Origin of the sequence: Streptomyces sp. IBSBF 2435, from assembly GCF_036815005.1 — a bacterium.
GTDB lineage: Bacteria > Actinomycetota > Actinomycetes > Streptomycetales > Streptomycetaceae > Actinacidiphila.
Genome location: NZ_JAJSYW010000050.1, coordinates 20,642 through 34,986, shown reverse-complemented (window position 1 = coordinate 34,986; position 14,345 = coordinate 20,642). Strand labels below are relative to the sequence as shown.

11 protein-coding genes are annotated in these 14,345 nt (G+C 73.4%); 5 read left to right on the top strand and 6 right to left on the bottom strand.

Going from position 1 to position 14,345, the window contains the following annotated elements:
* Positions 1-63: 63 nt before the first annotated feature.
* A complete protein-coding gene (zapE, locus tag V7E46_RS12730; protein WP_333768508.1) occupies positions 64-1,122 on the top strand; it encodes a cell division protein ZapE in 1,059 nt (352 codons plus the stop codon).
* Between the two features lie 19 nt (positions 1,123-1,141).
* Positions 1,142-2,005, top strand: coding sequence for a PPK2 family polyphosphate kinase (locus V7E46_RS12725; protein WP_333768507.1), 864 nt, complete (start codon positions 1,142-1,144; stop codon positions 2,003-2,005).
* On the opposite strand, the gene V7E46_RS12720 is transcribed toward V7E46_RS12725, so the two are convergent.
* The 4 genes from V7E46_RS12720 to V7E46_RS12705 form a co-directional block, all read right to left on the bottom strand.
* A complete protein-coding gene (locus V7E46_RS12720; RefSeq protein WP_333768506.1) occupies positions 2,002-2,154 on the bottom strand; it encodes a hypothetical protein in 153 nt (50 codons plus the stop codon). The genes V7E46_RS12725 and V7E46_RS12720 overlap by 4 nt on opposite strands.
* Positions 2,151-3,938: a malto-oligosyltrehalose trehalohydrolase gene (gene treZ / locus V7E46_RS12715; protein WP_443054138.1), complete on the bottom strand. Its 1,788-nt coding sequence runs from the start codon at positions 3,936-3,938 to the stop codon at positions 2,151-2,153. The genes V7E46_RS12720 and treZ overlap by 4 nt, the downstream gene beginning before the upstream one ends.
* A gap of 172 nt (positions 3,939-4,110) precedes the next feature.
* Entirely contained in the window at positions 4,111-5,037 is a 927-nt protein-coding gene (locus V7E46_RS12710) for a zinc-binding dehydrogenase (RefSeq protein ID WP_333768511.1), read from the bottom strand.
* Positions 5,038-5,154: 117 nt separating this feature from the next.
* Positions 5,155-6,051: a helix-turn-helix transcriptional regulator gene (locus tag V7E46_RS12705; RefSeq protein ID WP_333768505.1), complete on the bottom strand. Its 897-nt coding sequence runs from the start codon at positions 6,049-6,051 to the stop codon at positions 5,155-5,157.
* Positions 6,052-6,204: 153 nt separating this feature from the next.
* Between V7E46_RS12705 and V7E46_RS12700 the strand changes: the two genes are divergently transcribed.
* Together V7E46_RS12700 and V7E46_RS12695 are read left to right on the top strand one after the other, a co-directional pair.
* The gene (locus tag V7E46_RS12700; RefSeq protein ID WP_333768504.1) at positions 6,205-6,978 is read left to right on the top strand and encodes an SDR family oxidoreductase; all 774 of its coding nucleotides are present in this window, start codon (positions 6,205-6,207) and stop codon (positions 6,976-6,978) included.
* A gap of 16 nt (positions 6,979-6,994) precedes the next feature.
* Positions 6,995-7,966, top strand: a complete 972-nt coding sequence (locus V7E46_RS12695; protein ID WP_333768503.1) for a LysR family transcriptional regulator — start codon at positions 6,995-6,997, stop codon at positions 7,964-7,966.
* Positions 7,967-8,014: 48 nt separating this feature from the next.
* Here the strand turns inward: V7E46_RS12695 and treY are convergent, their stop codons facing one another.
* A complete protein-coding gene (treY, locus tag V7E46_RS12690; RefSeq protein WP_333768502.1) occupies positions 8,015-10,456 on the bottom strand; it encodes a malto-oligosyltrehalose synthase in 2,442 nt (813 codons plus the stop codon).
* Between the two features lie 219 nt (positions 10,457-10,675).
* A complete protein-coding gene (glgX, locus tag V7E46_RS12685) occupies positions 10,676-12,814 on the bottom strand; it encodes a glycogen debranching protein GlgX (RefSeq protein WP_333768501.1) in 2,139 nt (712 codons plus the stop codon).
* A gap of 259 nt (positions 12,815-13,073) precedes the next feature.
* Here glgX and V7E46_RS12680 point away from each other — a divergent pair, with 259 nt between their 5' ends.
* Positions 13,074-14,312: an SAV2148 family HEPN domain-containing protein gene (locus V7E46_RS12680; protein ID WP_333768500.1), complete on the top strand. Its 1,239-nt coding sequence runs from the start codon at positions 13,074-13,076 to the stop codon at positions 14,310-14,312.
* The last annotated feature ends 33 nt before the right edge of the window (positions 14,313-14,345 follow it).

Genomic DNA, 14,345 nt, shown 5'->3' with positions numbered 1-14,345 from the left:
GCTGTGGGGTGGGCGGGCCCCCGGGCCTGCCGGGCGTGGGGGTACGCACTAGGCTAAGGAGCCGTGTCCTCCTCCGCTCTGATCAAGCCGGTTGCCCTCAGTGGGCGCAGCCCGCACGTCGAGGCCGGGCGGCTGGTTCAGGAGATGGTGCCGCCGCCGCGGTTCGACGGCGTGCGGTTCGAGACGTACGAGGCGGACCCGGCCCAGCCGAGCCAGGCCGCGGCGGTCGCGCGGCTGCGGGACTTCGCGGGGCACCAGGCGCCGCGGGCGCGCCGGCGCTGGTTCAGGAGCGAGCCGCCCGCGCCGCCGGCCGGCGGGGTGTATCTGGACGGCGGCTACGGCGTCGGCAAGACGCATCTGCTGGCCTCCCTGTGGCACGCCACCCCCGCCCCCCGTGAGCGCAAGGCCTTCGGCACGTTCGTGGAGCTGACGAATCTGGTCGGGGCGCTCGGCTTCCTGCCGGCGGTGCAGGCGCTCAAGGACCACCGCCTGCTGTGCATCGACGAGTTCGAGCTGGACGACCCGGGTGACACCGTGCTGGTGTCGACGCTGCTCGGCAAGCTCGCCGACGCCGGAGTACGGCTGGCGGCGACGTCGAACACGCTGCCGGGCAAGCTGGGGGAGGGGCGGTTCGCCGCCGCGGACTTCATGCGGGAGATCCAGGGCCTGTCCGCGCGGTTCACCAGTATCCGGATCGACGGTGAGGACTTCCGGCACCGCGGACTGCCGCAGGCGCCGGAGCCGTACGCCGACGAGCAGGTGACGCGGGCGGCGCTGCGTACGCCCGGGTCGGCGCTCGACGACTTCGGAGCGCTGGCCGCGCATCTGGCGGCGGTGCACCCGAGCAGGTATGGGGCGCTGTGCGACGGGGTGGCGGCGGTGTTCCTGCGCGGGGTGAGCGAGGTCACCGACCAGGCGACGGCGCTGCGGCTCGTGGTGCTCGCCGACCGTCTGTACGACCGGGAGATACCGGTGACGGCCTCGGGCGTACCGTTCGACAAGCTGTTCGGTCCCGAGTTGCTGGCCGGGGGGTACCGGAAGAAGTATTTCCGCGCGGTGTCCCGGCTGACCGCGCTGGCCCGGGAGGCCGGGCCGCCGCACGACGCTGGCGGGGCGGCCTGAACCGGCGCAGGATCTGTGCATGGCCAAGGACAAGCACGAGAAGGCGGACGGCGGGCTGCGCTCGCTGCTGCGGGTGCCGCAGGGCGGGGTGAGCCTGGCGGATTACGACACCCGGGCGACCCCCGGCGATCCGGGCGGCAAGGCGGTGGCGAAGGCCGAGACCGCGCAGGTGCGGCAGCAGCTGGCCGGGTTGCAGGAGCGGCTGTTCGCGCAGAGTACGTCGGGTGATCCGCGCTGCCTGCTGCTGGTGCTCCAGGGCATGGACACCTCGGGCAAGGGCGGCACCGTCAAGCACGTGGCGAGCGGGCTGAACCCGACGGGCGTGCGGGTGAAGGCGTTCAAGACGCCGACCGACGAGGAGCTGTCGCACCCGTTCCTGTGGCGGATCCGCAAGGCGCTGCCCGCACCGGGGGAGATCGGTGTCTTCGACCGTTCGCACTACGAGGACGTGCTGATCACCCGGGTGCACGACCTGGTGCCGCGGGCCACCTGGAGCCGGCGGTACGGGGTGGTCAACCGCTTCGAGCAGTCGCTCGCCGACGACGGTGTCACCGTGGTGAAGATCTTTCTGCACATCGGCTACCAGGAGCAGAAGGAGCGCCTGGTGGCCCGGCTCGACAACCCGGCCAAGCACTGGAAGTTCAACGACGGCGACATCGCCGAGCGCGCCCGGTGGCCCGCGTACCAGGAGGCGTACGAGGCCGCCCTCGACCGCTGCTCGACCGACAGCGCGCCCTGGTACCTGGTGCCCGCCGACCGCAAGTGGTACCGCAATTGGGCGGTCGCCAAGCTGCTGCTCGAGCACCTAGAGCTGATCGGCCCCGAATACCCGGAGGCCGGCTTCGACGTCGCCGCCAGCCGGGCGGCTCTGCTCGGGACCTAACCGGAGCAGGCGCTGCGCTGGGCCTCCTGCCATTCGCACACCGGGCAGTACGTGGCGCCGCGGGTGCTCGCCGGGTGTTCGGTCGGCTCGCCGCACAGCACGCAGTCCGCGACCGGCGCGCTGTCGGGGGAGTGGGGTGTCTGCGTCACCCGTCCACCGTAGCGCCCGTGGTCCGCAGGACGGCCGCCCCGCGGGCGGGGAGCTGGACGGCGGGACCCGGCAGGAGTTTGCAGCCGGGGCGCGCCAGCACCATCTCGCACGGCGTGTTGAGCGGCACCCGGGCGGGGGCGTCGGAGAAGTTGACCACGATACGGAACGGGCCGCGGGCCACCCGAAGCGTACGGCCGCCCGCGGTGGCGGTGACCGCGTCGAGCTGCGGGTCGGTCAGGGCCGGCTCGGAGCGGCGCAGGGCGATCAGGGCGCGGTACCACTCCAGCAGTTCGTGGTGCTCGGGCTTGTTCTGCTCGGCCCAGTCCAGGCAGGAACGGTCCCTGGTGGCGGGGTCCTGCGGGTCGGGCACGTCCTGCTCGGCCCAGCCGTGGGAGGCGAATTCGCGCCGCCGGCCGCGGGTGATGGCCGCGCCCAGCTCCGGGTCGTGGTGGTCGGTGAAGAACTGCCAGGGGGTGGCGGCGCCCCACTCCTCGCCCATGAACAGCATCGGGGTGAAGGGCGAGGTCAGCACCAGGGCCGCCGCGGCGGCCAGCTGCTGGGGGGTGAGCCGGTCGCCGGTGGCCCGGTTGCCGATCTGGTCGTGGGTCTGGCTGTAGCCGAGCAGCCGGTGGCCGGGGGCGGTGGCGGGGTCGAGCGGGCGGCCGTGGTGGCGGCCGCGGAAGGAGGAGTAGCTGCCGTCGTGGAAGAAGCCGCGCCCGAGGGTCTTGGCGACCGCGGCGGGTCCCGCCGCGGCGAAGTCGGCGTAGTAGCCCTGGGCCTCGCCGGTGACGGCGGTGTGCAGGGCGTGGTGGAAGTCGTCGTTCCACTGGGCGTGCAGGCCCAGGCCGCCCGCCTCGCGCGGGGCGGTGGTGCGCGGGTCGTTGAGGTCGGACTCGGCGATCAGGAACAGCGGGCGGCCGAGCGCCGCCGACAGGCCGTCGACCGCCGTGGACAGCTCTTCGAGGAAGTGCAGCGCGCGGGTGTCGACCAGCGCGTGGACCGCGTCGAGCCGCAGCCCGTCGAGGCGGTAGTCCCGCAGCCAGGCCAGCGCGCTGCCGGTCAGGAAGGCGCGGACCTCGTCGGAGCCGGGCGCGTCGAGATTCACCGCGTCGCCCCAGGGCGTGTGGTGGCGGTCCGTGAAGTACGGGCCGAACGGCGGCAGGTGGTTGCCGGACGGGCCGAGGTGGTTGTGCACCACGTCGAGGACCACGCCGAGGCCGTGCTGATGTGCCGCGTCGACAAAGCGCTTCATCGCCTCGGGGCCGCCGTAGGGCTCGTGCACCGCCCACAGCGACACCCCCTCGTAGCCCCAGCCGTTGGTGCCGGGGAAGGGGCAGACCGGCATCAGCTCGATGTGGGTGATGCCGAGCCTGGCCAGGTGCGGCAGCCGTTCGATGGCCGCGTCGAAAGTGCCCCCCGGGGTGAAGGTGCCGACATGCAGCTCGTACAGGACCGCGCCCGGCAGCCCGCGGCCCGGCCAGGGCGCCGACCAGGCGAAGGCGTCGTGGTCGACGACCGCGCTCGGCCCGTCGGGTCCCTCCGGCTGCCGCCGCGACCGCGGGTCCGGCAGCGGCGGGCCGCCGTCCAGCACGTACGCGTAGCGGGTGCCCGCCGGCGCGGGCAGCTCGGCACGCCACCAGCCCGCATTGGCCGGGTCAGGGCCGAGCCGGTGGGCACGCTCGTCGATCAGGATCTCCACCCGCTGGGCATCGGGCGCCCACACCTCGAACAGCACGCACGTCTCCCGTCCGGTCCCCGACAGTTCGGTCCCGGGCAGGATCATGCCCGCGTACCGGGCACCTCAGACGAAATTCACTCATCGCGCTTGCCGCCGGCGGGTGTGCGCTCGGTCACGCCGACTGGTGCAGGCCGCGGCCCGCCAGGGTCAGGAACGCGCGACAAGCCCCCGCACAGCGCAGCTGTGGAGCCCGTGAGCCCCCCGCCGGGGAGACCGTTCACGGCCCCGTCGTCAGGACGGCCTTGCCGGATACGCGCCGCTCATGCAGGTCCGCCAGGACGGTCGCCGTGTCGGCCCAGCCGGCGAGCCGCCCGATCTCCGGGTGGAGCCGCCCCTCCGCGACGAGCCGCACGAGAGCGGCGAGGTCGGCGGCGTAGGGCTCGGGGAAGTCCTCGTAGTGGAAGTGGCGCACGGACGCCGACGACGGCCCGTCGAAGAAGGAGAAGAAGTCGAGGGCGGCGGGCTCACGGGAGGCCTGCCCGAACCAGATGAGGTCACCGTGCGCTCGCACAAGGCCGAGCGCCAGCGACATCGTGGCGCCGCCGACGGACTCCATCACCGTGTCGAAGGGGCCGCCGGCCGCGGCCACCTCGTGGACGACCGTGGCCCCGAACCCGGCGAGCCGCCGCCCGCGTTCGGGCGTCGCGCTGACCGCGGTCACCTCCGCGCCCGCGGCGACCGCGAGTTCTGCCACGTAGTGCCCGACCCCGCCCGACGCGCCGGTGATGAGCAGCGAGCGGCCGGCCAGGCCGCCCGCGGTCCGCAGCAGCCGCAGGGCGGTGAGGCCGGCCAGCGGGAGGGCCGCCGCGGTGACCGCCGGGACGGTGTCGGGCAGTACCGCCAGCCGGTCGGTGTCGACGGCGGCGTATTCGGCCCAGCCGCCGCCCGGCGGGTGGCCGACGACGCGCTGGCCGGCGCGCGGCCCGCTGCCGTCGGCCGCGGCCTGGACGACCAGGCCCGCGATGTCCTTGCCCGGCCGCAGGCCGACGCCGGGCAGGGCGCCGTGCAGCCGGAAGACCTCGCCGCGGTTGACGGAGAAGGCCTCGACCTTGACCAGCGCCTGGGCAGGGCCTGGCCGCGGCTCTTCCGTCTCGCCGTGCGCGACCAGCCTCGCCGGGTCCCCCGTGGGCAGCAGTGCCTTCATCGCCAGCTCCTCGGTCCGGTGCGGCGGTTCGCTTCGAAACCGCCGCTGGATCAAGGAGAACCGCAGCTCAGGCGGGGCGTCCAACAGCCTTCCGTACGGTTCGACAACCGCCGGTTGTCAGCGCTGGCGGAAGGCGCCGGGGGAGGGGGCGTCCGGGGAGGAGACCTCCGGGGCAGACGCGTCCGCCGACGCGGACCGCTCGCCCGCGCTCCAACTGGCCAGCACGGCGAGGCGTTCCGCGGCGCCCGAGCCGGGCGGCGCGGTGTAGACGACGACGGTACGGTCGGCGTCGCCCGGCAGCGCCAGCGTCTCGTAGCCGAGGTTCAGCTCGCCCACGACGGGGTGGCTGATCCGCTTGACGCCGTACGTCTTCTCCCTGACCAGGTGGTCGGCCCACAGCCGGCGGAAGTGTTCGCTCTTCATGGACAGTTCGCCGATCAGCGCGGTGAGCCGCTGGTCGTCGGGGTGGCGGCCGGCGCCGAAGCGGAGGTAGGCGACGGTCTCGGCGGCGACGGCCGCCCACTCCGGGTAGAGGTCGGCGGCCTCCGGGTCGAGGAAGACCCGGCGCGGCATATTGCGACGGGAGGCATCGCCGGCGAAGCCGTGCACGGCGTCGCCGAGGGCGTTCCAGGCCAGCACGTCCATGCGGTGGTCGATGACCATGGCGGGGCAGTCGGCCATGCTGTCGAGCAGCAGCCGCACTCCGGGGCGTACCCCTCCGGAGGGCGCCGCCGGAGCCGCCCGCCCTGGCCTGGCCAGGTCCCGCAGGTGCGCGTGCTCGGTCGGGTCGAGCCGCAGCACCCTTGCGACGGCGTCGAGAACGGCGTCGGAGACGTTCTTGCCGCGGCCCTGTTCGAGCCGGATGTAGTAGTCGACGCTGACCCCGGCGAGCTGGGCGACCTCCTCCCGGCGCAGCCCCGGCACCCGCCGCCTGCCGTACGGGGGCAGGCCGACGTCCTCCGGCTGGATTCTCGCCCGCCTGGACTGCAGGAAATCGCCGACCGTGTTGTCCATGCGTACGAGCCTAAGCGAGCGCCGGGCGCCGAGCCTGGTACTGCCGGACCCAGGTAGAGCGCAACCCTGGGTGGCGCCCGCGGGCCGCCGCACAGTGGAGCCGTCCACCACGGCAGCACCCGTCACGCGGGCCACCCCAGGGAGTTACGCATCATGAGCACCACTGCTTACGGCAACCTCGCCGGCCGTACCGCCGTCGTCACCGGCGCGGCGAGCGGTATGGGCGAGGCCACCGCCCGCCTGCTGGCCGCGCGGGGCGCGAAGGTCGCGCTGCTGGCCCGCCGCACCGAGCGGCTGGACGCGCTCGCCGGGAAGATCGCCGCGGATGGCGGCCGGGCGCTGGCCGTCACGGTCGACGTGACCGACGAGGCGTCTGTCAGGGCCGCGGCCGGCCAGGTCAGGGACGCGTACGGTCCCGCCGGCCTGGTGGTCAACGCCGCCGGTGTGATGCTGCCCAACCCGATCGACGCGGGCCGCAGCGACGAGTGGGCGCGGATGGTGGACACCAACCTCACCGGCGCCCTGCGGATCATCGACGCCTTCCGCGACGACCTGCTCGCCGCAGGGGCCGAGGGGCGGCCGGCCGACCTGGTCAACGTCTCCTCCATCGGCGCCCATCTGACCTTCCCCGGATACGCCGTCTACAGCGCCACCAAGGCCGCGCTGACCCACCTGTCGGCCTCGCTGCGGGCCGAGTTCGGGCCGCGCAGGGTCCGGGTCACCAATATCGAGCCGGGCCTGACCGACACCGAGCTGGGCGGCCACATCGACAACGCGGAGCTGTCGGCGCAGCTCGACGGGATGTTCCAGGCCTTTCCCGAGGCGCTGACGTCCGACGACATCGCTGACCTGATCGCGTACGTCACCAGCCGTCCCGCGCACGTTAACCTGCGGCAGGTGGTCGTCCTGCCGACCGGGCAGGCGTGAGGAACGGGCAGGCGCAATGAACGGGGGCTCGGCGGTGGATCTGGACCTGGCGCAGGTGCGGGCCTTCGTGGCCACCGCCGACCGGCTGCACTTCGGGCAGGCCGCCGCCGAGCTGTACCTGACCCAGCAGGCGCTGTCCAAGCGGGTCGCCCGGCTGGAGGACGCGCTCGGCCGCAAGCTCTTCGACCGTACCGGCCACGGGGTCGAACTCACCGCTGCCGGGCGCCGCTTCCTCGACCCGGCGCGCGAGCTGGTACGGGCGGCGGAGGCCGCGGTGGCCGCCGCGCGGCACGAGGAGCGGGCACTGCGGGTCAGCGTGTGGGGCCATATGTTCGTACCGCTGCGCACGGTCCGCGAGGTCGTCGCCCGCGACCCCGGCCTCGACATCGAGCTGAGCCTGCGGCCCGACTTCCCGGCGGCGCTCGCCGGGCTGCGGGACGGCGAGATCGACTTCGCGCTCGGCCGTACCCACGCGCTGGACGAGCCGTGGCCGGCCGCCGTCACCCGGCGGCTGGTCAGGCTGGAGCCGGTCAAGGCCGTGATGAGCCGGGCCGGTGCGCTGGCCGGCGCCCCCGCCCTCAGCCCGGCGAAACTGCGGGAGGGCCGGCTGTGGTTCCCGGCGCCGCGCGCGAAGGTGGAGTTCCTCCGGGCCTTCACCGAACGCTTCGGGGTGCCGGGCGAGTTCGGCGGCATCAACCTGGGCCTCGACCCCTTCCTCGCCCACCTCGCCGCCCACCCCGGCCTCTTCTCGCTGCTGTGCGCGGACGTCGAGGTGCCCGACGGCAGCGGCCTGCGCGAGATCCCGGTCACCGGACCGACCCCGCTCTACGCCTGGCACGCCATCTGGCGCACCGGCGAGCAGCACGTCGTCCTGCCCCGGCTGCTGGCCGCCTTCGGTGCCGCGGCGGCCGAGGAGTCCTGGCTCGACTACGACCCGGCCCGCCACTGGCTCCCCGAGGCCGACCAGGCGATCCTGCCGGGGGCGTGAGGGCCGCACTCGGCGGGTCGGCGCCCCGGCCACGGTGGCGGGCAGCGCTCAGCGGGTGAGCAGCGCCACCGGGGAGTCCGCGAACAGCTCGGCCAGCGGCACCCTGCCGCTGTACGTGCCGCCGCCGGGCCGGTTGCGCCACTGCCCCGGCGGCAGCGGCAGTACGGTCTCCCGCCAGCCGCCCGCCTGCTCAAGGCGCCGGGACAGCCGGGTCACCGCGGTCAGCGCGCCGCCGCCGCGTACGAAGGCGACACAATGGTCCGCGGCCGGGCCGTCAGCCGCCAGCGGGTCGTACGCACCCGCCGGGCCGTACCACTGCGGGTGGTCCCTGCGCAGCCGCAGCGCCACCGCGGTCAGCCGCAGCTTGGCCTCGTCGGCGTCGCGCGGGAGCCCGCCGGACAGCAGGCCTTCGAGCGTGCTGTCGGCCCCGAAGCGCTGGGTGCCGCCGACCGGGCCGGTCATCGGGGCCCGGTTGTCCGGGTCGACCAGTGTGTGCACCGGGAACTCGGTGCCCTGGTAGACGTCGGGCACCCCCGGCATCGTCAGGTGCAGCAGGGCCGCGCCCAGCGCGTTGGCGGTGGCGTACGGCTCCAGGCGCCCGGCGAACTCGCTGACGTCGTAGACCTGTACCCCGCACGGGCCGCCGTCGACGAAGTCGGTGACCGCCTTCTCGTACGCCTCGTCCTGCTCGGTCCAGGTGGTGCGCAGCCCCGCCTCCCGTACCGCCTTGAGCACCGCGGGCACCAGCCGGTCCGGGTGGCAGAAGCCCAGGCCGACGCCGGTCTGATAAGCGGTGTACTGCACCTGCCGGTCCGGTGCGGGCGGGCAGCCGACCTGGGCCTCGCGTGCCTCGCGCCGCTCCATCCAGTCCTGCCACTCCTCGGGCAGCTCCGACAGCACCGCGAGCCGCAGCCGCAGGTCGGCGCTGCGCTTGGTGTCGTGGGTGGACAGCACCGTGCCCGTGGTGGGCCGGTCGCGCTGGATCCCGGCGCAGTAGGCGTGGAATTCCGCCGGCGCGGTGGCCGGCCGCCCCGGGTCGCGGCCGACCTCGCACAGCGAGAGGAGCGGGGTGTAGCGGTAGAAGGCGGCGTCCTCGACGGACTTGGCGTGCAGGGCCGAGGCGACCTGCGCGAAGCGCGCCGTGAAGTCGCCGGCGTCCGCGCCGGTGCCCGCCGCGGGGCGGGCCAGCGCCAGGTCGCGCAGGAAGTCCAGGGCGCCGCCGAGTGCCGGGTTCGCCGCGCCGGCGTCCTGCGCCGCCCGCTCCAGCATCGCCTCGTCCGCGGGGGCGGCGGGACCGCCGGGCGGTACGTACGGGCGGTAGACCGGCACCCGCACCAGCAGCTGGCGGATCGCGTCGTCCAGCACGTCGGGGCCGTACGGGCGGGCTTCGGGGTCGGCGGCCCGGACGCGCTCCGCGGCCCTGCGCAGCCGGGCGACCTCGGCGGCCAGGTCGTCGGTGACCACCCGGTAGGAGGCTCTGCGCACGGTCGGCGCCCACCGGCCGCCGCAGTCGTCGGCGGCGCCGGTGTAGTCCCGGTGGAAGGCGTCGAGGGCGGCGGCGCCCGCCGGGTCGGTGAACAGCCCGTCGATCCGGTCGAGCGCGTCGTAGCCGGTGGTGCCCGCGCACGCCCAGTCCGCGGGCAGCGGCTCGTCGCGCTGGAGGATCTTCTCCACCACCGTCCAGCGCCCGCCGCTCGCCTCGGCCAGCTGCCGCAGATAGCCCGCCGGGTCCGCGAGGCCGTCCGGGTGATCGATCCGCAGCCCGTCGGCCACACCGTCGCGCAGCAGCCGCAGCACGGTGGCGTGGGTGGCCGCGAAGACCTCGGGCCGCTCGACCCGCACCGCGATCAGGTCGGAGATGGTGAAGAAGCGGCGGTAGTTCAGCTCGGTACGGGCGGTGCGCCAGTACGCGAGCCGGTACCACTGGGCCTCCAGCAGCTCGGGCAGCGGCAGGTCCTCGGTGCCGGGGCGCAGCGGGAAGCGGTGGTCGTAGTAGGCGAGCACCGTGCCGCCGGCGGCCTTGTCGTGCACCACCGACAGCTCGTCCATCACGTCGGGCAGCGGCTCGCCCAGCACCGGCAGCAGCACCTTGCCGTCCAGGGCGGCCCAGTCGATGTCGAACCACTGCGCGTACGCGGAGCCCGGGCCGTCCCGCAGGACGGCCCACAGCGCGCTGTTCAGGTGCTCGGGGGCCGGTACGGCCATGTGGTTGGGGACGATGTCCAGGATCAGCCCGAGGCCGTGGTCCCGGGCGGTACGGGACAGGTCCCGCAGGCCCTGCTCGCCGCCCAGCTCCGCCCGGATCCGGGAGTGGTCCACCACGTCGTAGCCGTGGCCCGAGCCGGGCACCGCTTCCAGCACCGGCGAAAGGTGCAGGTGGCTGACGCCAAGACTCGCCAGATACGGGACCGCGGCCGCCGCTTGCGCGAACGTGAAGCCGGGCTGCACCTGGATCCGGTAGGTGGCGCTCGGCGCCGGCGTATCGCTCATGCCACCTTCCCTACCCCGGATCCGCCCGACCTGCTCCCGTAGATCGTTCCCGGTCCTTCCCCGGGTGGGGGGCTGATCGCGCCCTGATGGCCTGCCTCCGCGGAAGAGGGTGCCCAGAAGGGGCGCGAGGAACGGCGCGACCGGCCGCGACGGTGCGGCGAGCGCGAAGGCCGCCGCCGGCGGCGACCCTCGCGGGTCCCCGGGTGCGCGGTCCGGGGGTCAGTCCGCCGGCCGCCGCAGGACCACCATGCTGCGGTCGGCCAGCAGGATCCGGTCACCGGCCGCGACCCGCTCCCCCGCGCCCGGGGGCACGCCTTCCGGGCGCTCCGTGTCGACGATCAGCTGCCACTCCTTGCCGTGGTTGGCCGGGACCAGGAATTCCTGGGCCTTGGGCGCGGCGTTGAACATCAGCAGGAAGGAGTCGTCGATGACCGGCTCACCCCGCGGGCCCGGCTCGGAGATGGCGTTGCCGTTGAGGAAGACCACCAGCGAGCGGGCGGACGCGGCCTGCCACTCGCGCTGCGTCATCTCACCGCCCTGCGCGGTGAACCACGCGATGTCGGACAGTTCGTCGTGGGTGCCCTCCGCGAGCCGCCCGTGGAAGAACCGGCGGCGCCGGAAGACCGCGTGGTCGCGCCGCAGCCACACCATCGTCCGTACGAACTCGTGCATCCGGTGCGCGTCGTCGGCCTCCTCGCCGGTGCCCCGCTTGCCCGGCCAGCCGATCCAGGCGATCTCGTTGTCCTGGCAGTAGACGTTGTTGTTGCCGCCCTGGCTGCGGCCGAACTCGTCACCGTGGGAGAGCATCGGGACGCCCTGCGAGAGCATCAGCGTCGCGATGAAATTCCGCATCTGCCGCTGCCGCAGCGCCTTGACCTGCCGGTCGTCGGTGGGGCCTTCGGCCCCGCAGTTCCAGGAGCGGTTGAAGCCCTCGCCGTCCCTGTTGCCCTCGCCGTTGGCCTCGTTGTGCTTGTCGTTGTACGACACCAGGTCGCGCAGGGTGAAGCCGTCGTGGCAGGTCACGAAGTTGATGGAGGCCAGCGGGCGGCGGCCGTCGTCCTGGTAGAGGTCGGAGGAGCCGGTGAGCCGGGAGCCGAACTCGGCCAGCGTCGCGCTCTCGCCGCGCCACAGGTCGCGTACGGTGTCGCGGAATTTGCCGTTCCACTCGGTCCACAGCGGCGGGAAGTTGCCGACCTGGTAGCCGCCCTCGCCGACGTCCCACGGCTCGGCGATCAGCTTGACCTGGGAGACCACCGGGTCCTGCTGGACCAGGTCGAAGAACGACGACAGCCGGTCCACCTCGTGGAACTGCCGGGCCAGGGTGGCGGCGAGGTCGAAGCGGAAGCCGTCGACGTGCATCTCGGTGACCCAGTAGCGCAGGCTGTCCATGATCATCTGGAGCACGTGCGGGCTGCGCATCAGCAGCGAGTTGCCGGTGCCCGTGGTGTCGGTGTAATACCGCTTGTCGCCGCCGAGCCGGTAGTAGGAGGCGTTGTCCAGGCCGCGCAGCGACAGCGTCGGGCCCAGGTGGCTGCCCTCGGCGGTGTGGTTGTAGACCACGTCGAGGATCACCTCGATGCCGGCCCGGTGCAGCGCGCGTACCGCCGTCTTGAATTCCAGCACCTGCTGCCCGCGGTCGCCCAGCGAGGCGTACGCGTGGTGCGGCGCGAAGAATCCGATGGTGTTGTAGCCCCAGTAGTTCGCGAGCCCGGCGTCCACCAGCCGGTGGTCCTGGATGAACTGGTGCACCGGCATCAGTTCCAGCGTCGTCACGCCGAGTTCCACCAGATGGCTGATCACCGACGGGTGCGCGAGGGCCGCGTAGGTGCCGCGGATCTCCTCGGGCAGGCCGGGGTGGGTCATCGTCAGGCCCTTGACGTGGGCCTCGTAGATGACGGTGCGGTGGTAGTCGATCCGCGGCGCCCGGTCGTCGGCCCAGTCGAAGTACGGGTTGACCACGACGGAGGTCATGGTGTGCGGGGCGGAGTCCAGGTCGTTGCGCGAGTCGGGCTGGCCGAAGCGGTAGCCGTAGACCGACTCGTCCCAGTCGATGTCGCCGCTCATCGCCTTGGCGTAGGGGTCGAGCAGCAGCTTCGCCGAGTTGCAGCGGTGCCCGCGGGCCGGGTCGTAGGGGCCGTGCACCCGGAAGCCGTACCGCTGTCCCGGCATCACTCCCGGCAGGTAGGCGTGCCGGACGAAGGCGTCGGCCTCGCGCAGTTCGATCGCCGTCTCGGAACCGTCGTCGTGCAGCAGACACAGTTCGATCCGTGAGGCCACCTCGGAGAAGACGGCGAAGTTGGTGCCGGCGCCGTCGAAGGTGGCGCCGAGGGGGTAGGACTGACCCGGCCAGACTTGCATGTCGAGACTCTTCCACTCCTGACCGGGCGGTGGGGGCCGGTCACCCGGTCCTCGCACCCGGCGCATCCATTGCCGAAGGTTGCCGAACGGTCATCCTCCCATCCGGTTCCATCCGAGGGTGACACAGCCACAACCGGCTGCGACCGTAGGAGTGATGGGGTTGTCCGGTAGTAGTCAAGTAGGGTCGATACTGCTGCGACAGCCCCCGCACCGCAGTACCCTTCCTTGATCGTGGACGGGGGTGGGAGGCGGTGAAGTGGTGACGTCCGGAGGTCTGATGCTCCCGGGAGGCGGTGAGCAGGGTGACCAGCACGACACCACTGTGGAGGGGACGCCGGGCGCGGTCACCCTCGCCCAGCCCATGGAGATCGGGACGGAGCTGGACTGGGACGCCGACGCCTGGGCCGAGGTCCGCACCCGCGCCCGCAGGGCCGGCCGCGCCTACGTCTGGCTGAACCTCGTCGAGCAGCGGCTGCGTGCCGTCGTCAACGCGGTGCTGCGCCCGATCTACGCACCTGTCCACGGCGAGGAGTGGGTGGTCGCCGCCGCGGGCCCGGCCGGCCACGAATGGGTCCAGCGGGCCGTCGCCGTACGGGAGGTGAGCCGCCGAAAGGGCTTCCTGCTCGACCCCGCCGACGACAATGTGCTGAGCTTCCTGACGCTGCCGCAGCTGCGGGAGCTGGTCGTCCAGCACTGGCCGTGCTTCGAGCCGTACTTCGACGACCGCCGGGACCTCGAACTCGCCCTGGACGAGCTGGAGGTCACCCGCCATGTGGTCTCACGCAACCGCGCGCTGTCCCGCACGGTCCTGGACCAGGCGGAACGCGCCTGCGCGCGGCTGCTCGAAATGCTCGGCGCGGGCCACGCCCGTACCGGCGCACAGCGGCTGCCGGTCGACGCCATCGAGGAACTCGTCGCCGACCGCTTCTCCGACGTCATCGGCGTCTACGCCGACCGGGTGCGGTTGCAGCGCCAACTGCCCGTCGAGGACCTCTTCGCCGGGGCCAGGCGGCTGGACGCGGTCGGCATCGGGCTGAACCTGCTGGTGCAGAACTACTCGGGGCGGCGGCTGATCCGGCTCGCCGAGGCCGGCTGCCGGGTGCGGCTGCTGTTCCTCAACCCGGCCAGCAGCGCCGTCCGCCGCCGGGAGCGCGAACTCGGGCTCGGGCGGGGCGAGATGAGCCGTTCGGTGGAGATGAACATCATGCACATGCGGCGGGTGCGGGCCCGGCTGCGCGACCCGGGCGCCTTCGAGATCCAGGTCTTCGACGAGACGCCGCGCTTCACCGCCTACCTGGTCGACGGCGACAGCGGCGAGGGGCTCGCGGTCGTCCAGTCGTATCTGCGCAGGGCCCGCGGCATGGAGGTGCCGGTGATGGTGCTGCGCGGCGGGTCGCGCCGGGTCGTCGCCGACGACCGGCCCGCCGAGGGCGGGCTCTTCGAGGTCTACCGCGAGGAGTTCGAGGGCATCTGGACCGACGCCCGGCCGGTTTCCTGACCCGGCGCCGGCCGCGCGCGGGGCGCGGCGGGA

What these genes read in the sequence shown, in the direction of transcription:
- treY (WP_333768502.1), bottom strand. Translation starts at nt 10,456, where the DNA reads ATGAGCGATACGCCGGCGCCGAGCGCCACCTACCGGATCCAGGTGCAG.
- V7E46_RS12695 (WP_333768503.1), top strand. Translation starts at nt 6,995, where the DNA reads ATGAACGGGGGCTCGGCGGTGGATCTGGACCTGGCGCAGGTGCGGGCC.
- V7E46_RS12705 (WP_333768505.1), bottom strand. Translation starts at nt 6,051, where the DNA reads ATGGACAACACGGTCGGCGATTTCCTGCAGTCCAGGCGGGCGAGAATC.
- V7E46_RS12710 (WP_333768511.1), bottom strand. Translation starts at nt 5,037, where the DNA reads ATGAAGGCACTGCTGCCCACGGGGGACCCGGCGAGGCTGGTCGCGCAC.
- treZ (WP_443054138.1), bottom strand. Translation starts at nt 3,938, where the DNA reads ATGATCCTGCCCGGGACCGAACTGTCGGGGACCGGACGGGAGACGTGC.
- glgX (WP_333768501.1), bottom strand. Translation starts at nt 12,814, where the DNA reads ATGCAAGTCTGGCCGGGTCAGTCCTACCCCCTCGGCGCCACCTTCGAC.
- V7E46_RS12725 (WP_333768507.1), top strand. Translation starts at nt 1,142, where the DNA reads ATGGCCAAGGACAAGCACGAGAAGGCGGACGGCGGGCTGCGCTCGCTG.
- V7E46_RS12700 (WP_333768504.1), top strand. Translation starts at nt 6,205, where the DNA reads ATGAGCACCACTGCTTACGGCAACCTCGCCGGCCGTACCGCCGTCGTC.